The following is a 24500-nucleotide window of genomic DNA, read 5'->3' as shown; positions in this document are numbered from 1 at the left end:
ATTTACTTCTCAATACGCACCACTCTATGCGGATAGCTGAACTCAATCCCATTATCATCATAAGCTTCCCTTATATTCTCAAGCAAATCAAAGTATACATCCCAGTAAACCCCATTTTCACACCAAACCTTAACTGTATACGTAATATCATTTTCATTAAATCTGAAAAGCCTTACTGTTGGTGCATAAGCCCCTTCTTTCGCTATTCTTTCATCTTTGTCTATCACATCTCTTATTACAGATATTACAAGCCTGGTAGGAGCTTTATAGTCTGCCGAAACTTCAATATCCACCCGTCTTCTTGTTTCTCCCGAATAATTGGATATCCTCTGCGAAGCCACATCTGAATTAGGTATAAGTTCCACCTTATTATCTGCCGTACGCATTCGTGTACGCATAAGGCTTATCCCTGTTACTGTTCCGCTTATTCCCGAAACCTCTATATAATCACCTGTTACAAAAGGCTTGGTTATAAGCAGCATTATTCCCGAAAATACATTGGTGAGAATATTCTGTAAGGACAGAGAAAAGGCTAGAGAAACCACACCTAAGAGGGTCACAAGGGAAGAAGTATTGACCCCAAGTGATTGCGCCGCCATAATAATACCTATTACATAAATAGATATTCTAATCAACTGCTTAAAAAAGCCCTGAATACCCTTGTCCAGTTTAGACTTTTCAAAGATTTTGTTCAAAATTTTAAGTACAATAGTAACAACAATTTTACATATTATCAGGATTACAATAGGTCTTGCCACAAAGACCATCGCCTTTTCAAATGACATATCAAATATTTTCTCAAATTTATCCATTTACTTAACCTTATTATCCTTATTCACATTTTTCTTCTCAGCAATATTTATAAGTCTTTCAAACCATACCTTAACCAAAGCACCTGTCGGTACAGCAACAATCATCCCCACAAGACCGCCTATACTGGCTCCTACTGTAAGGGAGATAATTACTATCATCGGATGGATATTTACGCTGGTACTTAAAAGTTTTGGGTAAATTAGGTTTCCGTCTATTGCCTGTATGATAAGTAAGGCTATAGCCGCAATTACCATGCTCTTATAATCACTTGTTGCTATTCCCACTATTACAATGGAGCTGTATCCCACTATCGGTCCCATATAAGGAATCAGATTGCCCAGCCCGATAAGCAGTCCTATTACAATGGCATACTGTATACCTATTATTGAAAATACTACACTTACCACAACTCCGACCATAAACGCATCTATAGCCTGTCCTCTTATGTAGCCCGAAAATACCTTGTCAGCATCTTTAATTAAGGTATCCAAAGTAGTTTTCACCTTCTCAGGCAGAATAATTCCCAAAACCCTGCCCCAGTATTTTTTTAACTTTGGCATATCAAGCAGAAAATAAATACTGAAAATCAATGCAAAAAGAGCTGTTGCAAGTCCATCTTTCAGATTGCCGGCAAGATTACCAAGCTGGCTTGATAAATTAAGCATATATTTTCCTAAATTGTTCGTAAAGGTATCTACACTTGATTTTATTTCAGCCGAGTTAATGTTAAGTTTATCAAGTCTGTCAATTAACTCCCGATACAGCTCATTAATAGAGTTCGCATAGGTCTTAATACCTTCGATTATATCCTCCGAATTAGCTGCCCTTGCCTGCTTTGTAATTACGGAAACCAAGAGGGAAACTACTATAAACAGGCCAACCAGAATAATTATCCACTGCAAGGCTACTGCAAGTCCTCTGACACTCTTTTTCTTTTTAAGCGGTTTTATTTTCCGAAGCAGGCTTTCTAACTTTTCAAGCATTGGGAATAGCAGGTAAGCCATGATAAATCCGATGATTACAGGCTTTAATATGGCTCCCACCCACTTGAGGGCTGAACCTGTTGTCTTTGCTATAGCCGGGAGCTGGTCCGTGAACCTGCTCAAAAGAAAGATAACTATGCAGGTAAAAATTACATACATTGAAATTTCAAAATATTTTTTATTAATCTTGTTCTTAAAAAAATTCATATATATACCTTTCTTAAGTAAATTTAGATTCTAGTACAGATTCTTCACCTTATAATCTCTTTCAGCCTCTCTCCTCTGATCCTTCTTTTGAATATCCTGACGCTTGTCATAATTCTTCTTACCTCTTGCAAGACCTATTTCCACCTTTACAAGGCTTCCCTTAAGATAAACTTTAAGTGGAACAAGAGTATAGCCTGCTGTCTTTACCTTACCTACCAGTTTATTTATCTCTGCCCTGTGCATAAGCAGCTTTCTGGTTCTGAGCGGATCTTTATTGAAAATATTTCCTTTCTCATAAGGACTTATGTGCATACCTATGATGATTACCTCACCGTTTTTATCTACCTGCACATAGGACTCCTTTATACTCACCTTACCCATTCTCACAGACTTTACCTCTGTACCCACGAGGGTAATACCTGTTTCATAGCGTTCTTCTATAAAATAATCAAAGGTGGCTTTTTTATTCTGAGCCACTAATTTATAATTATCCTTAGACATCCTTCTCTCCTTCTACTATCCTGAAATCTATAGTTTTCATCTGCTTACTTGCTTCTATGACCTTAACTCTTACCTGCTGCCCCAGGCTAAACTTCTTTTTAGTATGCTCTCCGACTATTTCCATTCTTTCAGCATCAAACTCATAATAATCCCCCCTTATACTGCTGATTTTCACCATTCCCTCAACGGTATTCGGAAGTTCTACATAAATCCCCCAGCTTGTAACCCCTGAGATAACTCCGTCAAATTCTTCACCGATTTTATGTGACATAAATTCAGCCGCCTTCATCTTATCAGCTTCTCTTTCTGCCTCATCAGCCCTTCTCTCCAACACACTTGAACGAAGAGCAATCTCACTTAAAATCCCCTTATAATGAGCTATTCTCTTGTTAGTGAGCTTACCGTTCAAGTTCTCTTTTAATATCCTGTGTATCTGTAAATCAGGATACCTTCTTATAGGAGAAGTAAAATGACAGTAATACTTGGCTGCCAGCCCAAAATGCCCCTCACTTGAAACTGTGTACTTAGCTCTCTTAAGGCTTCTTAATGTCATTCGGCTTATAAGCATTTCCTCAGGTGTACCTGCTATTTTATTTAAAAGCTTCTGCACATCCTTTGGGTGAATTTCAATCTTGGCTTTCTTTTTGCTGTTCTTGGTTATATTATAGCCGAAATTATTGATAAAAATACTAAGTTCCCTGATTTTTTCCTCATCAGGATTTTCATGGGTTCTGTATACAAAAGGTAACTCCTGCCAATAGCTGTCCTCTGCCACAGTCTCATTTGCAATCAGCATAAAGTCCTCAATGAGCTTTGTAGCTTCATTTCTGTCATAGGCTTTGATATCAGAAACCCTTCCCTTATCGTCTATTTCAATCTTGGTTTCAGGGAAGTCAAAATCTATAGAGCCTCTCTTATGCCTGCTCTTTCTAAGAATACCAGCCAGTTCCTCTGCTGTCACAAGCATTTCATATACATCTTCGTATCTTTCTTTTAATTCATTAAAATTCTCACCTTCGCCCGTAATAAGCACATTTACATCAGAATAATTCATTCTGTGTGCTGTCTTTATTGCTGTTTCTGCTATTCTGTGTGATACCACCTCTCCGACTTCATTTATATCCATAAGACAGGAAAGTGTCAGCCTCAGGGTATTTTCATTCAGCGAGCAGATTCCGTTTGAAAGCTCTTTAGGAAGCATAGGTATTACCTTATTAACCAGATAAGCGCTTGTTCCACGCTTTATCGCCTCCTTATCAAGTGCAGAGCCTTCCTTTACATAATGGGTAACATCCGCAATATGTACTCCCAGATGATAGATTAACTCTCCGTCACTTTTTACTTCCTTTGACACACTTATCGCATCATCAAGGTCTTTGGCATCCTCACCGTCTATGGTCACTATTTTAATTTCTGTCAAATCAAGCCTGTTTTTCACAGAAGTCCTGATAACCTTAGACGGAACTTTTTTAACTTCTTCAAGTACCGCCTTAGGAAATTCTTCTTCTATTCCATAAGCCTTTGCAACAGAAAGTATATCAACTCCTTTTTCATTTTCAGAGCCGAGAATCTCTATAATTTTACCCTCAGGGCTATGCTTGGCGTCGCCGTAATTTGTGATTTCCGCAACCACCTTATAGCCCTTAGGTACATCCTTACAGCCATTTTTAGGTATATAGATATCAGAATTAAGCCTGGTATTATCAGGCACTACAAAACCAAAATTTTTACTTCTTTCAAAGGTGCCTACAACGGTAGTTACAGCCCTTTCAACTATTTTTACTACCTTGCCTTCCCTGCTTTTTCCCCTGCTTTTTGAAAGAAGCTTAACCGTAACAGTATCTCCGTCAAAGGCATTGCTTACTTCTGAAGCCGGAATGAAGATATCCTCCTCACCCTCTCCTGTTCTTAAAAATGCAAAGCCTTTTCCCGTAGACATAAATATTCCTGTAACAAGGTCGGAATCAGGCTTTGCATACCTTCCTTCTCCATTTTCTATAAGTTTTCCTTCTTTTATAATATCATTTAATATAAGCTGCAAATCTCCTCTTTCAGCCTTTGGTACCTGAAATAAAGAAGCTATGTCCTTAAACTTCATAGGAATATAGTCCTTCCTTGCAAAAAACTCCTCAAGCACCTCTCTTCTTTCCTTCATCTTCTTTGTATATTCTTTATTAGTATTTCTCACTCTTCTTATCTCCTCAAAAAAAGAAAAACTGTTACAAAGTGTGTACGCAGGATAAGACCTGAAACAACATACTATGCAACAGTTAAAATTTTCTTCTTCTACTTATTACCACTTCATATTAAGCACAAATGAAAGCACTATAAACCCAATGGCAACAACTGTAGTCGCCTTATTAAGATTACCTTCCATAGAACGACTTTTATTTTTGCCCCAGTAGGTATCAGCCATACCACTGATAGTACCAAGTCCCTGCTGCTTACCTTCCTGTAAAAGTACTATAGCCGCAAGTGCAACGCATATAATGCAATAAATAACTGTAACAACAATTCTTAATGTAGACATAACTATCTCTTCCTTTCAAAACATATCTTTAAGTACTTTACCATATTTGAGGCAAAAATTCAAGTCTGTTTTTAATTCCGTCTTTTGAACATATTTACATTGTAGTTTTTCAACTTTCTTTTTTTACACAATCCGGCGGATAGCGGCTAGCAAAGTAATTTTATCAGTTTGCCCCTACTTTAAATAGGTAACTGATTTTATGGTAAATAAGCACTGTTATTACAGAAACAATACTAAACTTAATTATATTAAACGGTGCAACCAGTACAAGGCAGAATATAAATACGCTGTCTACCGCAGGATTTACAGCAGTTCCTGCCGCTATAATCTTATCTATTCCGCCAAAAGCCGCTGCGTAAAACGGAAGTAATATAAAAGCATTTACAAGACAGCCTATAATTGTAGTTGTAATTACACCTGTTATAAGCCCCGCAATAGCTCTTTTCTTAGTTTTCTTAGCATAATACATAATGGACGCAGGAATTATAAAGCCTGCACCTACTACAAAGTTACCAAATTCTCCTACAAAGGCGGAACTTGTTCCCTTAATAAATAAGTGAAGAAGTATTTTTATAAACTCTATAACCACACCTGCAACAGGTCCCATAGCAAATGCACCCACTATAACAGGCACTTCACTCAAATCAATCTTATAAAATCCCGGTGCAATAAACGGTATCGGAAATTCAAAAAACATAAGTACGGCTGAAATTGCTGAAAGCATAGCTACAATTGCGATATACCTGATTTTAAATGACCTGTCATCTTCATCCTTTCTAAAAATTTTCTGGGCTACAAAAGCTAGCACAATTAATGCTGCCACCACTGCAAGGGTTATGAGTACCATTCCCATATTTTCCATTGCTGTTTTTTTCAAACCACCTAATAAAACCATATTTTCCTCTTTCCGCATTCCCATAGGTGTCTATAGAAACAGTATAACCTTCCCTAATTTTTTTCTTTTAAAAGAAAAAATCCCGACCTTTTGGTCAGGGCTGATTACACTATAAAAATACAAGATAAATCTTATATCCTATAATTTCTTCTTTCATCCAGACTTTACTGTCGGTATCGGAATTACCTAAGCTCACCGATTCTTGCAAAATGCTCGCGGACTTTACCGCCGGTCGGGAATTTCACCCTGCCCTGAAGAATGCTATTAAATTTTATGTCTATATGTTAGACCAAACTACTCCGTCTGTCAAGAAGGAATTTTAGCGGAAGTATTGACACTATAACCTATTGATGATATTATTATTTTTACATAGTTGCGTGATTCATCATGCAAATATCAGACCAAATTTGTATTTGCCTTACGGACAGGCGGTCACTTGCCGGAGTGGTTTTTCCACATTATTGATAGGGTTTGAAGCCCAAATTTTATAAGTTGATTACTCTACAATCATTATCATCTTGTGAAACGTCAATAAGAGTAGCAACCTGATATTTGCTGAAATACTCTGAATGATAACGCACTTATTCTATTTAAAGGAAAATTATGTGCAGCTCAAGGTGATTGGGCTGCATTTTTATTTTATCCATAAATCATTTCAGCCCAATGTATTTATATAAGTGTTAAATACTTTTAACACCCACATCATGTATTCTATAGATATGAGGAAAAAGAAATGGATCTTAGCAGACAGCAGAGAGCTCCGATTTGTGAGGCTCTTGAGACATTTAAGAAAAAAAGGGTAGTTCCTTTTGACGTACCCGGTCATAAAAGAGGACGTGGCAATCCTGAGCTTGTTAAACTTCTTGGAGCACAATGCGTAGGCCTTGATGTAAACAGTATGAAGCCCCTTGACAACCTTTCCAATCCGGTTTCTGTAATTTCAGAAGCAGAGGCTCTTATGGCAGATGCCTTTGGTGCTGCCCATGCCTTTCTTATGGTTGGAGGCACTACTGCTTCCGTACAGGCTATGGTACTTTCTGTCTGCAAGGCGGGTGACAAGATTATTCTCCCTCGAAATGTACATAAAAGTGTGATTAATGCACTTATAATCTGCGGAGCAATTCCCGTCTACGTAAAACCTGAAATTCATCCAGTTATCGGTGTGGCTCTCGGTATGGAAATAGAGTCTGTAAAGGAAACCATCGACAGCAATCCTGATGCAGTAGCTGTGCTTGTAAATAATCCAACCTACTACGGTATCTGCTCAGACCTTAAGAGCATTACTGATTATGCTCATTCTAAAGGGCTTAAAGTTCTTGTAGATGAGGCACATGGAACACAACTTTACTTCGGAGCCAATCTTCCGCTTGCGGGAATGAGAGCCGGAGCTGATATGGTAGCCATATCTATGCACAAATCAGGCGGAAGCCTTACACAGAGTTCCATCCTGCTTACAGGTGAAAATATGAATGTAGGTCATATAAGACAGATTATAGGACTTACTCAGACTACTTCCGCCAACTATCTCCTGCTTTCAAGTCTTGACCTTTCAAGGCGAAATCTTGCACTCAGAGGAAGAGAAAGCTTTGAGAAAGTTATAACTATGGCTGAATATGCCAGAAATGAGATAAACAGCATAGGGGGTTATTATGCTTATGGAAAAGAGCTTATAGACGGCAAAAATGTTTTTGATTTTGATGTAACCAAGCTTTGTGTGTATACCAAAGACATAGGACTTACGGGAATTGAAATTTATGATTTGCTTCGTGATGAGTATGATATTCAGATAGAATTCGGTGATATCGGAAATATTATGGCTTATATCTCTATCGGAGACAGGCTTCAGGATATAGAAAGGCTTGTAGGTGCTCTTGAAGATATCAAAAGACTTTATGCAAAAGAAAAAAGTGGACTTGCCTTTGTGGATGCTGTAATTCCAAAGGTAGTTTCAAGTCCTCAGTATTCATTTTATGCGGAAAAGGAGTCTGTTCCTATTAAAGAAGCCTGTGGTAGGGTTGCAGGTGAGTCCGTTATGGCATATCCGCCGGGTATTCCAATTCTTGCACCGGGAGAACTTATTACAAAGGATATTGTTGACCATATACTCTATGCAAAAGAAAAAGGGTGCAGCTTGCAGGGTACTGCCGATCCTGAGGTTAAGAGTTTAGAGGTACTGATAAAGTAGCTTGTGTGGATATTATAAAACTTAATGACAAATTAGAATTTGTACACAGGATGGATTAGACTAATGAATATACATGAATTTGGAAAAGGTAATGAACAAGCAATTCTGCTGATACATCCTTCTGTTGTAAGATGGGATTATTTTGAACATTTAATTCCGCTTCTCAAAAACAAATATCATCTGATTATTCCGGCTCTTCCCGGATATGATTCTGAGGATGAAAGTGACTTTACAAGCATTGAGAAGATCGCTGCCGAATTGAATGAGTGGCTTCAGGCTGAAGAGATTGCCGAATTGTATGCAGTATATGGGTGCTCGATGGGCGGCTCCGTTGCTTTAATGGTAACGCTTGGACAACTTATTCCAATCAGACACTGCATTATGGACGGAGGCATTACACCATATCAGCTACCATGGCTTGTCACACGCTTTATCGCCTTGAGAGACTATCTCATGATGATGCTGGGCAGGACAGGTGGAGTGCGCTTGCTTGAGAAGGCTTTTGCTACCGATGAATATTCGAAGGAAGATCTTCAATATGTTGCAGATGTTTTGAAGTGCTCCAGTAGAAAAACGTTATGGAGAACTTTTGACTCATGCAACAACTATAAGATTCCACAGCCCATTCCGAAGGTCGATACGCAAATGCATTACTGGTATGCCGATGGCGAAGAAAAGGAGCGAAAACTTGATATCGCCTACATGAATCAGCATTTTCCGCAAACAGAATTCAAGGTTTTGCCTAAACTGGGGCATGCAGGTCTTGTTTTATTGAAACCGGATTTATTTGTGACAATGATAAACGAATTGTTTTGAGACAGACAAATTCCAGTTTGTAGAGTAATTTATTTACATGACATGAAAATATTTTTACCATAGACACAAACCACTTAGGGAAAGGAGAAAAAATGTCCGATTATACAAACATCCACGTTTTTGAAGAATTTACTGAGAACGTGAGTATGGATATAGGTGTGGAAAAACAGCTTTACAGTGCTGAAAGCGAATTCCAGAAAATAGAAGTTTTTCAGTCACATGAATTCGGCAGATTCCTTATGCTTGACGGAGATATTATCTTCTCCGAGGCAGACGAATTTGTATATAATGAAATGGTAACCCATGTACCTATGTCAGTTCATCCAAATGTAAAAAAAGTGCTTATCATAGGTGGCGGTGACGGCGGTGTAGCCAGAGAACTTACCGCTTATCCCGAAATCGAACAGATTGAGGTTGTAGAGCCTGACGAGCAAATGGTTGAGGTCTGCAGAGAATTCTTCCCCGATGCTGTTAAGGGTTTTGATGATAAAAGAGTCCATATCACACATCAGGACGGACTTCGCTTCCTTAGAGGCAGAAGAGCCGAATATGACCTCATTATAAATGACTCTACAGATCCGTTCGGACATACTGAGGGGCTTTTCACCAAAGAGTTTTACGGAAGTTGTTACAAGGCACTTAAAGATGACGGAATTATGGTTTACCAGCATGGAAGCCCATTCTTTGATGAAGATGAAGAAGCCTTTAGGGCAATGCACAGAAAGGTATATACCAGTTTTCCTATAAGCCGTGTGTATCAGGCACATATCCCTACCTGTCCGTCAGGCTACTGGATGTTTGGCTTTGCCAGCAAAAAATACCATCCTATCACAGATTTTAAACCTGAGAACTGGAAAAAGAGAAACATCAAAACCTGGTACTATACAAGCAACCTCCATGTAGGATCATTTATGTTACCTAAATATGTTGAAGATATATTAGAAGAAGAAGAAAATAAAGGAGAAAAATAATGTCAAGATTACTTATTATCGGTTGTGGCGGAGTTGCACAGGTTGCAATCCACAAATGCTGTCAGAACAGCGATGTTTTTACTGAAATTTGCATTGCAAGCAAGACCAAGTCAAAATGCGACGCTATTAAGGCTGAGCTTGAAGGTAAGACTAAGACCATTATTACTACTGCTGAGATAGATGCTATGAATGTAGCTAAGACAGTAGAGCTTATAAAGAGCTACAAGCCTGATGCAGTTCTTAATGTAGCACTTCCTTATCAGGATCTTGCTATTATGGATGCCTGCCTTCTTGCAAATGTACACTATATCGACACAGCTAACTATGAGCCTGAGGATACAGAAGAGCCTGAGTGGAAGAAGGCTTATGAAGAGCGTTGCAAAGAAAAAGGATTTTCAGCACTTTTTGATTATTCTTATCAGTGGGCTTATGCAGATAAATTTGAGAAAGCAGGACTTACCGCCCTTCTCGGCACAGGCTTTGATCCGGGTGTAACCAGTGTATTTGCAGCCTATGCAAAAAAACATTATTTTGACAGAATAGATACCATAGATATACTTGACTGCAACGGCGGCGATCATGGCTATCCTTTTGCTACTAATTTTAACCCTGAGATTAACCTTCGTGAAGTATCTGCTCCGGGAAGCTATCTTGAAAATGGAAAATGGGTAGAAATTCCTGCCATGAGCATTAAGCGTGAGTATAACTTCAAAGAAGTCGGACAGAAAGATATGTACCTTCTTCACCACGAGGAGCTTGAGGCACTTGGCAGAAATATGCCTGAGGTTAAGCGTATCCGCTTCTTTATGACCTTTGGACAGAGTTACCTAACCCATATGAACTGCCTTGAAAATGTAGGTATGCTTTCTACAACTCCTATCAACTACGAAGGAAAAGAGATTGTGCCTATCCAGTTCCTTAAGGCACTTCTTCCTGACCCTGCTTCTCTCGGCCCTCGTACCAAGGGTAAGACAAATATCGGCTGTATCTTCACCGGTGTTAAAGACGGCAAGGAAAAGAGTATTTATATCTACAATATCTGCGACCATGAGGAATGCTACAAAGAGGTTGGAAGTCAGGCTGTAAGCTATACAACAGGCGTTCCTGCTATGATAGGCTCTATGCTTGTATTAAACGGTCTTTGGAGAAAACCTGGTGTATTCACCACAGATGAATTTGATCCTGATCCATATATGGAGGCTCTTAATAAATGGGGACTTCCTTGGCAGGTAGAGGAAAATCCTGTACTTGTGCCATAGGATAATTGTAGAATATTATCAGACACAGAGAGCCAATTTCTCTGTGTCTTTGAGTATAAAGGAGTTTATTTTGATTTCAAATAATTACCCTGAATTAAAGAAAGCGTTTGAAGGACTTAAAACCCCCTGCTATGTTATAGATGAAGCAAAAATAGAGGAAAACTGTAAAATTCTAAAAGCGGTAATGGATGAAACCGGTGCTAAAATTTTACTTGCACAGAAAGCATTTTCAGGTTTTTACTTCTATCCCCTCATAGGAAAATACCTCGCAGGGGCTACTGCAAGCGGACTTTTTGAAGCAAAACTCGGTGCAGAGGAAATGAAGAAGGAAAATCACATCTTCTCTCCTGCTTATAAAGATGAGGATATGGAGGAAATAACTAAAATTTGTGACCATATAATATTTAACTCTGTAAATCAGCTTAAAAAGTATAAAAAATACTGTGTAGACAAAGGTGTGAGCATAGGTATAAGGATAAACCCTGAATTTTCCACTCAGGAAGGCCATGAAATCTATGATCCTTGTGCAAGCGGCAGCAGACTTGGTATAACCCTTCACACACTTGAAAATGCTATTACAGAGGAAAGTTCACTGTTAGACGGTGTTGACGGACTTCATTTTCACACACTCTGTGAACAGGGAGCCGAGCCTTTAAGAGATACTCTAGAGGTTGTATATAAGAACTTTGGTAAGCATCTTAAAAATATGAAGTGGCTGAACTTTGGCGGCGGCCATCACATTACCAGAGAAGACTACAACAGAGAGCTTCTTATTAAATGTATCAAGGAAGCCAAGGCTTTGTTTGATGTAGAAGTGTATCTTGAGCCGGGCGAGGCTGTGGCTCTGAATGCGGGCTACTCTGTAACTACTATTCTTGATAAAACTACCTCGGGCGATACCACTAATCTGATTTTAGATATAAGTGCCGCCTGCCACATGCCTGATGTAATAGAAATGCCTTACAGACCGCCGCTATTCACTTCAGGAGAAGCCGGTGAGAAAAAATATACCTATAGGCTTGGAAGCTGCACCTGCCTTGCCGGAGATATAATAGGAGATTTTTCCTTTGATGAAGAAAAGAATATTGGAGATATGCTTATTTTCGGTGATATGGCTATCTATTCATTTGTAAAGAACAATACTTTTAACGGTATGCCTTTGCCTGATTTGGCTGTGCTTAAGAAGGATGGAAAGGTTGAAAATATTAAAAGCTTTGGGTATGGTGATTTCAAGGAGAGGTTGTCCTAAACGGTTTCTTAGAAACAAAGTGGCTGCCATAGTACAATCTCTCATAGAAATTTCCTATTGCATTAAGAATTAAGAATGTTGACTAACATCAGAAAATTTAGCTGTTGCATAAAGTCAAGTAGTATGTTATATTGTAAGTGAGCAAATGTCACCGCTTGCCGATGGGGCGGGGTATAAATGATTCGGTATGCAAATGTTACCGCTTGCCGATGGGGCGGGGTATAAATGATTCGGTATGCAAATCCCTCTGTCAATATGATGGAGGGATTTTTTGGAGGTAAATTTGGAAATTAAGCAGGGATATTCTTACCATATAAAAGATAGTTTCTTTTCAAATGTGCAGGACGCATCTTTAATGAGTAACAAGGATGACGGTAATTACCGACCACATTATTATGCAGTTAAAGACTCAAAGAATGCAGATATATTTTGGATGATACCAATTAGTTCAAAGGTAGAGAAGTATAAGAAAATACAAAATCATAAGATAAAGAAAAGCGGAAAGTGTATAACAATCGTTATCGGTTTATTTGCCGGTAAGGAAAGAGCTTTTCTAATACAGAATGCTTTTCCTATCAATGCAGCGTATTTAGATCATATCCATACAATTAGTGGAAGCCCGGTTACTATACATAAGAGTTTGGACAATGAACTTCGCACAAAGCTAAAAGAGGCTATAGCCATAATGAAGAATGGAAAGAAGATATTTTATGCGGATATAGCTAAGATTTTAGAAATTATAAGGCGTTAAGTTCTATAGTATGTCCGAGAAACAGGACAAATTGTTAATAATGGTATGAGTGAAATATTTGTCAATACAGTCAATTATAATGGTTCTAAGACCGCTAAGCTGATGAGATTGTTTACTGTAAATGATGCCCTATAGTATTGATGAGTTTCCTGTAACAAGTAAACTTAAAGCTATGTTAAAATCAAGCGAGGGAGGTGCAAAAGTAATGAATGAACTTTTAGATAAATTGATTAGTGATGGAAAGAGAGTGTGTGTGTGAAAAATACCCACTAATTTAAATAAACTACAAACTTATATGATGTCCCTTATATAATAGTAAAAAGCAGAGAATTTCATATTTGACTTTTCTCTGCTTTTTGTTCTTCTAAAAATGGAGCTGAGGGGAGTCGAACCCCTGTCCAAAAACCCATTCATTGTACTTCTACAAGCTTAGCTAATTGTTTGACATTCCCTCCATCAGACTTGAATCAGCACAATCCTGACTTTAGTAGACTCTAATACGCCCATAGCCGCGAGCCACTGACCATGTCGTTTCCTGCTTATTCGATGCCTTAGCCTGCTATGCAGGTATAACAGGTAAGACAGCTGCCATTAGGCAGCGTATGCTAAATTATCTTCAGCGTTTGTATTTAATTTTGGATTTAACGCATTCCTGCGGCTTGCTTCTCCAACTTCAAAATTCCCGTCGAAACCGGTACAACCCCGGATAAAAATCATCCCCCTCTCAGGAGGATATATTAAAAAGAGACCGTAGTCATTTAAGACTACGGTCCAGAATTAGCATTTAATTATTCAGCTATAGAAACATTTACTGCTCTAAGCTTGCTTGAATTCTTAGGATCGGTCTCTGTCTCAAATGTAACCTTCTGTCCTTCGTTAAGAGTCTTGAATCCCTCAACGTTGATAGCGGAAAAATGTACAAATACATCATCTCCGCCGTTATCATTAGTAATAAATCCGTAGCCCTTTTCTGAGTTGAACCACTTAACTACACCTGTGTTCATTTAGGTATCCTCCTGTAAATAAAAAAATATTAGTTGCGTAATCTTCCAGTTAAAGAGCTTTAAAGCAGATACCTTTTAGTAGTGCTGCGAGCTAACGAACATATTAAAATTAAAGTTCGACTTTCTTTAAACTCCAAAAATACTATATAATGTTAACACAAATATCACAAAAAGTCAAATGAATTAATGAATTTGGTTACACTTTTAAGTTTCGCATAAGCGTCACTTATTATATACGTTTTTAATATAAATAAAATTAATAATTTTGTTTACAATTTATTCATAATTATTTCAACGACACCTGAGTTAAATCCCCTTAAACCAGAAACTGAATTCCAGCTTCTGATTATTCTTAATATGGTACTCCTTATGAGGCCTTGAGCCCCAGCTGTCATCTCCGGCTATACCCATCTGCATTAAATCTGCCCTGATTACTGTAAACTGCGGTTTAGGAAGCTCGTTAGGATGTGTTGCCTCTTCAAGCTGGTTCGGAGTAAATGGAAGAGCCGAAAATCCCATATATCTGTCTGTTACCACAGAATTTTCCGCCGCCTTACTCTCACCCAATGTAGGATCAGCCTGTTTTTCACTTACAAAGAGAAGACCTCTGCCCTTTCTGTCAGTAACCTTTGCAAATCTTACATTTACCTTATGTCCACACTCCTGTGGTACAAGATAAGGTGCTATGTTATCTTCCACCTTATTACTGAACAAGCCTATCTTTGCACCGCTTCTCCTGTCCTCATAGGTCTCGGAAAGCCCTGCACCATACCAGGTAAGATGGTCAAAATCTGCGTCCGTCTTAAACATCATACCAAACTCAGGCATATCAAAGTTTTCTTCTTTTGTCTCGTAGCTGAGGGTAGTTTTTACAAAGCCGTCTTCAAATACCTTATAGCTTACCAGGCACTCACCCATTCCTGCCATTCCAAGCACATAGGTATAAACTACCTCCACATATCTTTCTGTCCCTGCCTTATTGCTGTTATCGTTTACCTTTACATCTATGCATTTGGAATAATCTCCGGCTAATTTCCATTTTCCGTACTCCATCTGCATACCGAAGCCTCTGTCATTATCTATAGGAGCACGCCAGAAATTAGGAAGGGGCCGGCTCTTAAGAAGCTCTACACCTCTTAGCTTATAACTTACAAGCCCACCATACATTTTAGAGAATAATACAGAGAAGTATTCTCCCTTAACTCCCAGGTTATAATCTCCCGGCACAAACTCAAGTTTTCCCGAGTAAGGCTTCACTTCTGCATTTTCCATAGAGGAAGCATACATATAATTATATTTCTCATTTCCCTGAGATATTTTCTTAAAATACTCTGTTTCAGCTTTTTTAACTACTGCCTGTCCAAAAGCAATTTCATGTCCCTTCTTCGCATAATTCGTGCACTTTTTAAGCCTTACGGAAACTTCTGCTACAAATTCTCCTTCAAGTTCAGGCAAAACTATAGGAAGTTCATATACTTTTTCGGATAATGGTTCTACATCTGTAGAAATCATTTCTTTTGCATACTCTTTTCCGTCCCTATAGAGAATTTCATATACATCGAATTCAGAAGTATTGGTAAAGAGATACTTGTTCTTTATTCTTACCTTTCCTTCACTTACAAAAAGCTTAATTCCCTGATAATTAAACTTAACCTCCTGCATCTTAGGAGACTCCGCCCTCTCAGGACCTATAGCTATACCGTTTCCGCTGAAATTGCCGTCATTCGGTCTGTCTCCGAAATCTCCGCCGTAAGCCTGAAATTCCGTACCGTATCTGTCCTTTTTATAAATGGACTGGTCTATATAGTCCCAGATAAATCCACCCTGAGCCCTTGGTTCTTCCTCTGTGTATTCAATATACTTGTGCATTGCTCCGTTTGAGTTACCCATGGCATGTGTATATTCGCAGAGAATGAAAGGCCTGGTAGGAAATTCTTTCAAAAATTCTCTGATTTCAGTCACAGGTGGATACATACGGCTTTCTATATCAGTGCTTGCATCGTAACTTCTGTCGTGGAATACTCCTTCATAATGCACAAGCCTTGTATCATCAAGTTTTCTGAAAAGCTCTGCCATACTGTAAATAACCTTGCCACCAAAGGATTCATTTCCAAGTGACCAGATAATTACACTTGTACGATTCTTATCCCTGTTATATGTGGATGTAGCCCTGTCAAGCATCATTGGTTCCCATTCCATATGGTCCTTTGGAAGAGAATAGTCCTCTCCATGCACTCCCCTTGCGTCCCAGGTTCCATGCGACTCCAGATTGTTCTCGGCTATCACATAAAGTCCGTATTCATCACAAAGCTCATATAGATATTCTGTATTTGGATAATGGCTGGTTCTTACCGCATTTATATTATTTCGTTTCATCGTAATAATATCTGTTTCGATTTCTTCCCCGGTTATTGCCCTTCCGTACACCGAGCTGAAATCATGCCTGTTTACTCCGTTAAATACTACCCTCTTTCCATTGAGTAACATTATCTTATCTTTAATCTCTATTTTTCTAAAGCCTACTCTTTCGTTTACAACCTCTGTTATATTTCCGTTTTCATCAATAATTTTAAATCTAAGGTCGTATAACTCAGGTTTTTCTGCGCTCCAAAGCCTAGGCTCATTTACGGCAAAACTAAGGTTTATTTTTTCGGAAAGCTCTCTCTCATCAATTAATATACTTTCGCCTTTATATGAAAGTTCGGTAACTAATTTACCCTTTCCCTGCAATAAGCCTTCTATCTTAAGCTCAGCATTTTTAAATGTATCATCTAAAATGGTTTTTACTGTGAAATCGTTTATTCTTGTTTTTGGAAGCACATCTACATACACACTTCTATATATACCTGAAAATCTAAAGAAATCCTGATCTTCACACCAGCTGCCTATGTTCCATTTAAATACCATAACGGCAATTTTATTAAGCCCTGCCTGCACAAACTTAGTTAAATCAAAGCTTGTGGCGGTAAAGCTGTCTCCTGCATAGCCTACATATTCTCCGTTTACCCAAAGAGCAAAGGCACTTTCCACTCCTTCAAAGGTAATGATGATGTCCTTATCTTGTGCCTTTTCTGAAATATCCAGCATTTTCACATACATGCCCACCGGATTAAATTCCTCAGGTACTTCTGTATGAGATACCGCCTGCACTCCATCCCAAGGATACTGCACATTTGCATACTGAGGTATGTCATAGCCTTCCATCTGCATATTGGCAGGCACAGTTATACTATCCCAGCTTCCGGTACAATATTCTTTTTTATAAAAATCTTTTACCGCAAGATTATAATTTTTTACATAAGCAAACTTCCAAAGCCCGTCCAAAGAAACCCTAAGACTCGATTTTCTTTCAGCAATCTCAGTTTCATTTCCGTAAGGAATAAATGAAGCCTTGGCAGGCAGGGCATTTTCTTTGAAGCAGGATACGTCTTTTATCATATCAATATTAAACACCTGTAATACCTCTTTTCCTTATATTAATTTGCTATTTAATTGCACCTGTAATACCTTCCGCAAACTGTTTTTGAAGCATAAAGAATACTACAGCTGTAGGAAGGGTTGCTATCAGAACCCCCAACATAAGCATACCATAATCAACAGTGTAAGCACCAAGAAGATTAGCAACAAGCATAGGCATGGTTGTAGATTCATTTTTCTGGAAAATTACCTTTGGCCACAGATAACTGTTCCAGGTACTCATAAAAGTTACTGTTACAGCTGCGCCATAAGTTGAACGCATTGTTGGTACAAACATAGTAAAGAAAATACCCACTTCGGATAAACCATCCATTCTTGCCGCTTCAATGATTTCTTTAGGAAAACTTCTTGCTGCCTGTCTAAACATCATTATAAGAAATGGTGTTGATAAGCCGGGCAACATGAAAGCCAGCCATGAATTTACCATTCCTGCCTTTGAAAACATGGTAAATAACGGAATCATTATTGCAACAAAAGGAAGCATCATAGCTGTAAGCAATACAGTAAATAATATATCCTTTGATTTCTGATGATAAACTTCAAAGCCATAGCCCGCAATAGAACATATTATCATAGAAAAAAGTGTAAGTAGTACTGAGTTTCTTACAGAATTTACAAAGGCTCTCCCCAAATCCTGATTACCTATCAGAGATTTAAAATTCTCAATAAGATAACCTCCCGGTATCAGCTTACCTCTCATTATGTCCACACTTGTATTGGTTGCTGCACAAGCCATCCAATAAATCGGAAAGATTGAAAGGAGTGAAACTATTACAAGAAATGTATATACCAAAATCTTTTGTTTCTTAGTCACGCTTATCACCTACCTTCATCTGGATTACTGAAAGTGTACCCACCATTACAAGGATAACAACTGAAAGTGCCGCTGCATAAGGGAAATTAGGGCTCATTACAAATGAGGTCTTATAAATATAATGAGACATTGTCATAGTTGCTATACCCGGTCCACCACTTGTAAGGTTAACAGATTCATCAAAAAGCTGTAATGTACCATTTATAGACATAATTGCAGTAAGCAATATTGTTGGTCTGAGAAGCGGTACGGTTATTCTTCTAAATGACTGAAAAGGCGATGCCCCGTCAATTTTGGCTGCTTCATATACTGAATATTCGATATTTTGCAAGCCGGCAAGGTAAAAAACCATATTATAACCTGTCCATCTCCAGATAAGAGCAACTACAATTACAGCTCTTGCCAACCAATCATTTTGAAACCAGCCTATTCTGTTAAAACCGAAATTTACAAGTACATTATTTATAAAACCGTCATTTGCAAACATTGACCTGAATATCATTGAATATGATACCAGTGAAGTTGCGCAGGGTAAGAAAATCATAGTCCTAAAAAGCCCCTTAAATCTCAGGTGCTTATTATTCAGAATAGATGCAAGCGCTAAAGCTATACCAAGCATTATCGGCACCTGAATAACAAGATAAAATAATGTGTTAAATATTGCCTGAATAAATTGCTTATCTTTTAATATTCTTACATAATTAGCTATTCCATTCCAATTAAGATTAGTACCGACACCCTTTTTTAATGAAAGTATTATTGCCTGAAACATAGGAAAAAAGCTGAAGATGACAATAAGCAGAGTTGCCGGAATAATAAATGCCCAGCCAATTAAAAGATGTCTTTTAACAAGACTTAATCCTTTTTTGCCTTCCATATTAGTTCCCCTTTCTTAAAACAGGGTTGTCGCATTAAAGAATAAGTAATATTATCTCTTTATTACGGCAACCCTATTTCAATCTACTCTAGAATCTGACTGTATATCAGCCACCCATATTAAACTCTACTGTCTCTTGTGCCGCTTTTAATTCATCTTCAATATTGGCACCTTTCTGGATTACATTGCTAAGTCCAACGCTTACCGCATTTCTTGCATCATAATAATAAGTACCTGTTATGTTGCTTGGAATCTTGCCTGCAAATTCTGTGATAAGTGAATATATTGGTTTTCCTCCGAAAAATTCCTGTGGCTTACTGTATACATCACTTTTGCCGGCAGGAAGATATGTAGCAAGAGCTCCCGAAGAAGGAAGAATTGTCTCATAAAGTTCTACGCTTCCCGCAAAAGTTGTATTTAAGAAATCAATGGCAAGCTTCTGATTTTCGGATTTAGATGTAATTGCCCAAGATGAACCACCATTATTTGAATAATTGGTAGCACCTTCAACATCATCAAATCTAGGCATGTTGTTAATTGCCCATTTTCCCGAAAGATCCTTTGCAGCAGTAATGGAACCGATAATCCAACATCCGTTTATAACAGCTGCTGTTGAACCACGCTGTATAGCGGCAATATACTGATCCCAATCTGTAACTTCAACCAAGACTCCCGCTTTATAAAGTTCCTGATATATTCCAAGAGCTTTTCTAAGTACTTCATTATCAACTATATTAAGTGAACCATCTTCCTTAAACATAGAAGAACCTGCTGACTGGAGCATCATCATTATTAAATCATTTGTTCCTGCTGTAACTGTAAGAAGAGGAGTATTGGTCTTTTCTTTAACCTGTTTTCCAAGTTCAATAAATTTACTCCAGGTAATATCCTTGAAATCATCTGCTGTAAGTCCTGCTTTTTCAAGTATATCTATCCTGTAAGCTCCGATAACAGCACCATTATCAAAAGGAACTCCGTAATGAACACCATTAAGTGTTGAATATGCCTGTTTTGCTTCACCGAAGTCCTTAAAATTTATTCCTGAATCATTTAGTCCCAAGAACACATCGTTAAAATTACTTGTATATTTCTGGAATGAATTATCCTGCATAAGGAAGATATCAGGCAAAGTACTGAGGTCCCCTGATGAAGCTGCTGTAGTAATCTTTGTTTCAACATCATCAGAACGAACTTCTTCAATATTCAACTTAAATTGCGGATCTTTTTTCTGATATATTTTCTCAGCCTCTTTCATAGCGTAAATATTGAATGATTGATCCCAGCACCACACAGTAAGTTCATGACCGCCATTATCCGTAAAGTTCCCTGTTGCTGCTGATGAAGTCTTAGATGCCGATGTAGCCGAATTAGTTTTAGATGCCGATGTAGTCGAAGCAGTTTTGGAAGTGGCTGATGATTTTGCTGTGCTGCCTCCATTACCTCCTGAACCTCCGCATCCTGATAACAGTGTAACACCCATAGCCATTATCAATGCAAGTGACATAATTTTCTTCATTTTCATACTTGTTCCTCCTCCTGAAAATTAATATTAGGAAATATATCGTAGGTTTATCTACAATATATTAGTCAATTTTTAGACAACGTTAAATTACCTCATTTTATTCTTGGCTAATTTGTCCAAAAACTATTCCATATTTACCAGAATAGTATAACTAATATTCAAATGTCTATGTTGCTAATAATTCACAAAAAAAGTGCAATTTCGACCAAATTGCACTTTTACTCTTATACTACCATCCTTTTTTAGTTGACACATTTGCATTTAACAACTTACTCTCAAAATTTGCAGGGTTTCTTTTCCATTTATAAGGTGATTCTCCCATAATTTTTTTAAAATTTCTATTAAAGGTTGACATCTGCAAATACCCTACTTTCATTGCAATATCTTCCATAGATAACATTGTAGACTTAATAAGTTCACAGGCTTTACTAATACGTATCAGGTTAAAATACTCTAACGGAGCATGACCCATATATGCAGAAAATAATCTTCTGAAATTAGTTTCACTCATATTACAACTCTCTGCCACATCTCTTATTCTTAATTGTTCTGCATAATTCTTATCAATATATGTTATTGCAGCAGATATAACCCCCATATCCTTATACTCAAATTCAACTTCATAATCAACCTCACTCATTCTTGCAGCTTCAAAGAAAAGTGAATTACATAGCATAATTATCTTCTCACAATAATATGCCTTCTTATTTCTCATTTCATTCATTATAGACCTTATCAGTCCGGCAAGTTCAGGCTGTTTGTCTTTGTGACAAAAATACACATGACTGTTCAACCTTTTCAGAGTATTTTCAACAAATGGCTCATTATTAGGAAATGCTCTTTTTAATATATATTCCGGATCACAAAAAATATATTCCCAATGACCAAGGGTTCCCCTTTTACCTATAGTATTATGAGGAAAATTTATGGGTATAACAGTAAAATTCCCCTCCTTATACACTTTGCTTTCTCCGTCAAGTATCATTTCCCCTTCTCCCGATACACAATAGCCTATTTCCATAAGATTATGAAAATGCATATTTTCTATCATCTTACCATCGGTATCTTTTCCATACTCTCTTATCCAGTTTTCACCAAGCAGAGCAAGTACCGGTTCTTTGATAGGTTTTTCATAATATCTTAGTTCTATAACAGAATTTTTCTTTTTTGACATAATACCTCTCTCATATTTACAATATCCCTCAATTCTTTTTCAGATTATAATTTCAGAATTTTGTTTATAACGGATATTAAAACAACAACCCCGGGAAAGTTTGCTAATTTCTCAGGGTTGTTTTGTATTATTATAGTACCTGAATATCATATCTTTACAAGTACAGTACCGGCTTAGGTAAAATAAACCAACTGCTCTCCAGCCTCAGCCCTCTTTAAAGGCTCTCTGGCGTAAAGCACTATTCCCTTACCTTTATAATCCTTGCAATACTCAAACTTTGCCTCAGCCTCTATATAAGCCCAATCCTTCTGGTTAAATTCGGAAGCGTTAGGAGCATGGCATACAAAGCCTATGAACTGTACATCTGCCGCACAGCAGGTCATTGCAAAGCGGCCGGGAACAAGCTTATCGGCAGGGAATTTCTTATCCCTGTAGATAAGTCCCCTGAACTTCATTGTCTTTCCCTTGTATTTTTCAGGATGATCCATAGCATCTAAGTACCACAGTCCAAAGTCATCATCTTCAAGTTCTATTACATCTTTATCAGTGTCAAACGGAAGACTTTCTACATAGGCATCATCCAGGTTTCCCTGCTCATCCTCATACAGAATCTGAGCCTTTCTGTTAAGAGCCTTGATACGCCTTCTGTATCCGCCGCGAAGTTCTGTATCTGTAACCCTGTTAAATACAACAAGGTCGGCTGGTTTTACCTGTTCCATAACAAAGCTTCCCATATTCTGCAGATAACTTTCAAAGGTAGAGCCGTCTATCAGATTGATGCACTGAACAAGCATCCAGTTTTCAGGAAATTCATCTATAATCTCCTGAGGTATCCACATTCCGTTATTTTCAATAACTATCCTGTCAGGATTATATTCCTTTTCAAGATTCTTAAAATATTCCTCTGTTATATCTTCTTTATCTTCTACTACAACTATAGACATTTTATTTCTTTTTAAAAGCTTTTCCGAAAGTTCAATCTCCCCCTCTTCACACATAATAAAAAGGGATTTATTACCGTCTTCAAACTCACCGCCTTCAAGAGTATCTCTTAAAAATGCGGTTTTTCCACTCTCAAGCATACCTGTAAACATATATACAGGTATATCTTTTTCCTGAACCATAGTTTCTCCTTACCGGTCTTAAATACTTCACGCCATAGCCACAGACTTATTATTCTGCACAGTGCAATAGGATAAACAGCTTTCGGTCTGTAAATATGGGGTGATATTACCAAATATCTGCAAAAATATCGTTATTTGTTGCCTGTGGCTTGATTACGATATTTCACAAGATATTTCGTGAATAATTTTGAATAATTAAATCCAATCTGTTATACCTCAAAAAGAGCCTGTATCTCATCTTTCTTAAGTCTTGAACCAATTACACAGAGCTTACCTGTAACATCGGGTGAGCCTGTTCTTACCTCAAATTCGCCCGGAGTGAGGTCAAACTCAAGCCACTCATCATCTTCCGACTGAACTATACCCTTTGCACGAAGGATGATTCCAAGCCCATTACCCCAAGCAAGAGTATCAAGTATCTTGTTAAGAGCCTCTTTTGTAAAACGCTTAGGAGTAGTAACTCCCCAGCTGTCAAATACTTCATCGGCATGGTGGTGATGATGTCCACAACCACACTTATGGCCTTCTTCATGGTCATGGTCATGATTATGTCCGCAGCCACACTCGTGGCCTTCTTCGTGGTCATGGTCATGATGGTGACCACAACCGCATTCGTGACCTTCTTCGTGGTCATGGTCATGATGATGGTGATGTTCACAACTCTCTAATTCTTCATTGGTAAACAGTAGGTCTTTTACTTCTCCGGCAGCTTTTTCCATAGTCTCAAGTATCTGTTCACCCGTAAGGCTGTCCCAATCAGTAGTGATGATTACTGCCTTATCATTATGCTCCTTTATTGCCGCCACAGCCTTTTCAAGCTTACTTTCAGATGTCTTTCCTGTACGGCTTAAAACGATGGTATTTGCATTTTCAATCTGGTCATTAAAAAATTCACCAAAGTTTTTCATATACATAGTGGTCTTACCTGCATCCACAACTGCAATAAAGCTGTTTAATTCAACAGTATCAAAGTCTTTCTTAACATCAGCAACAGCCTTTATTACATCAGAAAGTTTGCCTACACCCGAAGGTTCAATTATTATTCTGTCAGGCTCATACTTTGTAATTACATCTCTGAGAGCAGTACCAAAGTCACCTACCAAAGTGCAGCAGATACAGCCTGAGTTCATCTCAGTAATCTCAATTCCTGCCTCTTTTAAGAAGCCTCCGTCTATACCTATCTCTCCAAATTCATTTTCAATAAGCACTAATTTCTGTCCCGAAAGTGCCTCCTTTATAAGTTTCTTGATGAGGGTTGTCTTACCTGCACCGAGAAACCCGGAAATTATATCTATCTTTGTCATTTTCCTTCTTCCTTTCATAGCTGTTTTATGGTTAGTTACAAGTA

General features: G+C 38.0%; 21 protein-coding genes, 1 other RNA gene and 1 riboswitch. Of the genes, 7 read left to right on the top strand and 15 right to left on the bottom strand.

Translation table 11 applies throughout. The features are described from left to right. Positions 1 to 2: 2 nt before the first annotated feature. The 6 genes from GCWU000282_RS03895 to GCWU000282_RS03870 all read right to left on the bottom strand — a co-directional run bounded on the left by GCWU000282_RS03895 (position 3) and on the right by GCWU000282_RS03870 (position 5929). Entirely contained in the window at positions 3 to 812 is an 810-nt protein-coding gene (locus GCWU000282_RS03895; RefSeq protein ID WP_023353708.1) for a mechanosensitive ion channel family protein, read from the bottom strand. Further along, complete coding sequence (locus tag GCWU000282_RS03890) at positions 813 to 2003, bottom strand: AI-2E family transporter (RefSeq protein ID WP_023353707.1); 1191 nt, start codon at positions 2001 to 2003, stop codon at positions 813 to 815. It lies immediately after the preceding gene. Between the two features lie 30 nt (positions 2004 to 2033). Next, positions 2034 to 2504: an SsrA-binding protein SmpB gene (smpB, locus tag GCWU000282_RS03885; RefSeq protein WP_023353706.1), complete on the bottom strand. Its 471-nt coding sequence runs from the start codon at positions 2502 to 2504 to the stop codon at positions 2034 to 2036. After that, positions 2497 to 4692 (bottom strand): ribonuclease R, encoded by a 2196-nt coding sequence (gene rnr, locus GCWU000282_RS03880; RefSeq protein WP_023353705.1) that lies wholly within the window; start codon positions 4690 to 4692, stop codon positions 2497 to 2499. The genes smpB and rnr overlap by 8 nt, the downstream gene beginning before the upstream one ends. A 105-nt stretch (positions 4693 to 4797) precedes the next feature. Then, positions 4798 to 5034 carry a preprotein translocase subunit SecG gene (gene secG / locus GCWU000282_RS03875; protein WP_023353704.1) on the bottom strand — a complete coding sequence of 79 codons (237 nt, stop codon included), beginning with the start codon at positions 5032 to 5034 and terminating at the stop codon, positions 4798 to 4800. 163 nt (positions 5035 to 5197) lie between these two features. Continuing rightward, positions 5198 to 5929, bottom strand: coding sequence for an ECF transporter S component (locus GCWU000282_RS03870; RefSeq protein ID WP_242828926.1), 732 nt, complete (start codon positions 5927 to 5929; stop codon positions 5198 to 5200). Between the two features lie 141 nt (positions 5930 to 6070). Beyond that, positions 6071 to 6192, bottom strand: a riboswitch (FMN riboswitch). A gap of 470 nt (positions 6193 to 6662) precedes the next feature. Here GCWU000282_RS03870 and GCWU000282_RS03865 point away from each other — a divergent pair. The 7 genes from GCWU000282_RS03865 (at position 6663) to GCWU000282_RS16575 (ending at position 13419) form a co-directional block, all read left to right on the top strand. Next, positions 6663 to 8114, top strand: a complete 1452-nt coding sequence (locus GCWU000282_RS03865; RefSeq protein WP_023353702.1) for an aminotransferase class I/II-fold pyridoxal phosphate-dependent enzyme — start codon at positions 6663 to 6665, stop codon at positions 8112 to 8114. Positions 8115 to 8177: 63 nt separating this feature from the next. After that, positions 8178 to 8930, top strand: coding sequence for an alpha/beta fold hydrolase (locus GCWU000282_RS03860; RefSeq protein ID WP_023353701.1), 753 nt, complete (start codon positions 8178 to 8180; stop codon positions 8928 to 8930). Between the two features lie 92 nt (positions 8931 to 9022). Beyond that, positions 9023 to 9901: a polyamine aminopropyltransferase gene (speE, locus tag GCWU000282_RS03855; protein ID WP_023353700.1), complete on the top strand. Its 879-nt coding sequence runs from the start codon at positions 9023 to 9025 to the stop codon at positions 9899 to 9901. Beyond that, positions 9901 to 11160 (top strand): saccharopine dehydrogenase family protein, encoded by a 1260-nt coding sequence (locus GCWU000282_RS03850; RefSeq protein WP_023353699.1) that lies wholly within the window; start codon positions 9901 to 9903, stop codon positions 11158 to 11160. The genes speE and GCWU000282_RS03850 overlap by 1 nt, the downstream gene beginning before the upstream one ends. Before the next feature lie 70 nt (positions 11161 to 11230). Continuing rightward, the gene (nspC, locus tag GCWU000282_RS03845; protein WP_242828925.1) at positions 11231 to 12409 is read left to right on the top strand and encodes a carboxynorspermidine decarboxylase; all 1179 of its coding nucleotides are present in this window, start codon (positions 11231 to 11233) and stop codon (positions 12407 to 12409) included. 283 nt (positions 12410 to 12692) lie between these two features. Continuing rightward, complete coding sequence (cptIN, locus tag GCWU000282_RS03840) at positions 12693 to 13160, top strand: type III toxin-antitoxin system CptIN family toxin (protein ID WP_035039711.1); 468 nt, start codon at positions 12693 to 12695, stop codon at positions 13158 to 13160. A 121-nt stretch (positions 13161 to 13281) separates the two neighbouring features. Beyond that, on the top strand, positions 13282 to 13419 hold the full coding sequence (locus GCWU000282_RS16575; protein WP_023353695.1) for a hypothetical protein: 138 nt from the start codon (positions 13282 to 13284) through the stop codon (positions 13417 to 13419). A gap of 109 nt (positions 13420 to 13528) precedes the next feature. Here the strand turns inward: GCWU000282_RS16575 and ssrA are convergent. From ssrA to GCWU000282_RS03800, 9 genes are all read right to left on the bottom strand, one after another. Then, positions 13529 to 13864, bottom strand: a transfer-messenger RNA (tmRNA) gene (gene ssrA / locus GCWU000282_RS16230). A gap of 84 nt (positions 13865 to 13948) precedes the next feature. Then, on the bottom strand, positions 13949 to 14164 hold the full coding sequence (locus GCWU000282_RS03835) for a cold-shock protein (protein WP_023353694.1): 216 nt from the start codon (positions 14162 to 14164) through the stop codon (positions 13949 to 13951). A 306-nt stretch (positions 14165 to 14470) separates the two neighbouring features. Next, entirely contained in the window at positions 14471 to 17602 is a 3132-nt protein-coding gene (locus GCWU000282_RS03830) for a glycoside hydrolase family 2 TIM barrel-domain containing protein (protein WP_023353693.1), read from the bottom strand. A gap of 46 nt (positions 17603 to 17648) precedes the next feature. Further along, complete coding sequence (locus GCWU000282_RS03825) at positions 17649 to 18455, bottom strand: carbohydrate ABC transporter permease (protein WP_023353692.1); 807 nt, start codon at positions 18453 to 18455, stop codon at positions 17649 to 17651. Continuing rightward, positions 18448 to 19332, bottom strand: a complete 885-nt coding sequence (locus GCWU000282_RS03820; protein ID WP_023353691.1) for a carbohydrate ABC transporter permease — start codon at positions 19330 to 19332, stop codon at positions 18448 to 18450. Before GCWU000282_RS03820 ends, GCWU000282_RS03825 begins: the two co-directional genes overlap by 8 nt. 106 nt (positions 19333 to 19438) lie before the next feature. Further along, positions 19439 to 20848, bottom strand: coding sequence for an ABC transporter substrate-binding protein (locus tag GCWU000282_RS03815; protein ID WP_408605494.1), 1410 nt, complete (start codon positions 20846 to 20848; stop codon positions 19439 to 19441). A gap of 235 nt (positions 20849 to 21083) precedes the next feature. Beyond that, on the bottom strand, positions 21084 to 22028 hold the full coding sequence (locus tag GCWU000282_RS03810; RefSeq protein ID WP_023353689.1) for an AraC family transcriptional regulator: 945 nt from the start codon (positions 22026 to 22028) through the stop codon (positions 21084 to 21086). A gap of 173 nt (positions 22029 to 22201) precedes the next feature. Then, complete coding sequence (locus tag GCWU000282_RS03805; protein ID WP_023353688.1) at positions 22202 to 23152, bottom strand: TIGR03943 family putative permease subunit; 951 nt, start codon at positions 23150 to 23152, stop codon at positions 22202 to 22204. Between the two features lie 209 nt (positions 23153 to 23361). Continuing rightward, on the bottom strand, positions 23362 to 24456 hold the full coding sequence (locus tag GCWU000282_RS03800) for a CobW family GTP-binding protein (protein ID WP_035039501.1): 1095 nt from the start codon (positions 24454 to 24456) through the stop codon (positions 23362 to 23364). Positions 24457 to 24500 lie beyond the last annotated feature (44 nt).

The organism is Catonella morbi ATCC 51271, from assembly GCF_000160035.2.
GTDB lineage: Bacteria > Bacillota > Clostridia > Lachnospirales > Lachnospiraceae > Catonella > Catonella morbi.
This window is presented reverse-complemented; position numbering and strand designations above follow the sequence as displayed.

Bases quoted from the DNA above. Each gene is read 5' to 3' on its own strand.
- GCWU000282_RS03895 (WP_023353708.1), bottom strand. From the start codon at position 812: ATGGATAAATTTGAGAAAATATTTGATATGTCATTTGAAAAGGCGATG.
- GCWU000282_RS03890 (WP_023353707.1), bottom strand. From the start codon at position 2,003: ATGAATTTTTTTAAGAACAAGATTAATAAAAAATATTTTGAAATTTCA.
- smpB (WP_023353706.1), bottom strand. From the start codon at position 2,504: ATGTCTAAGGATAATTATAAATTAGTGGCTCAGAATAAAAAAGCCACC.
- secG (WP_023353704.1), bottom strand. From the start codon at position 5,034: ATGTCTACATTAAGAATTGTTGTTACAGTTATTTATTGCATTATATGC.
- GCWU000282_RS03870 (WP_242828926.1), bottom strand. From the start codon at position 5,929: ATGGTTTTATTAGGTGGTTTGAAAAAAACAGCAATGGAAAATATGGGA.
- GCWU000282_RS03865 (WP_023353702.1), top strand. From the start codon at position 6,663: ATGGATCTTAGCAGACAGCAGAGAGCTCCGATTTGTGAGGCTCTTGAG.
- GCWU000282_RS03860 (WP_023353701.1), top strand. From the start codon at position 8,178: ATGAATATACATGAATTTGGAAAAGGTAATGAACAAGCAATTCTGCTG.
- speE (WP_023353700.1), top strand. From the start codon at position 9,023: ATGTCCGATTATACAAACATCCACGTTTTTGAAGAATTTACTGAGAAC.
- GCWU000282_RS03850 (WP_023353699.1), top strand. From the start codon at position 9,901: ATGTCAAGATTACTTATTATCGGTTGTGGCGGAGTTGCACAGGTTGCA.
- GCWU000282_RS16575 (WP_023353695.1), top strand. From the start codon at position 13,282: ATGATGCCCTATAGTATTGATGAGTTTCCTGTAACAAGTAAACTTAAA.
- GCWU000282_RS03835 (WP_023353694.1), bottom strand. From the start codon at position 14,164: ATGAACACAGGTGTAGTTAAGTGGTTCAACTCAGAAAAGGGCTACGGA.
- GCWU000282_RS03830 (WP_023353693.1), bottom strand. From the start codon at position 17,602: ATGATAAAAGACGTATCCTGCTTCAAAGAAAATGCCCTGCCTGCCAAG.
- GCWU000282_RS03820 (WP_023353691.1), bottom strand. From the start codon at position 19,332: ATGGAAGGCAAAAAAGGATTAAGTCTTGTTAAAAGACATCTTTTAATT.
- GCWU000282_RS03815 (WP_408605494.1), bottom strand. From the start codon at position 20,848: ATGAAGAAAATTATGTCACTTGCATTGATAATGGCTATGGGTGTTACA.
- GCWU000282_RS03810 (WP_023353689.1), bottom strand. From the start codon at position 22,028: ATGTCAAAAAAGAAAAATTCTGTTATAGAACTAAGATATTATGAAAAA.
- GCWU000282_RS03805 (WP_023353688.1), bottom strand. From the start codon at position 23,152: ATGGTTCAGGAAAAAGATATACCTGTATATATGTTTACAGGTATGCTT.
- GCWU000282_RS03800 (WP_035039501.1), bottom strand. From the start codon at position 24,456: ATGACAAAGATAGATATAATTTCCGGGTTTCTCGGTGCAGGTAAGACA.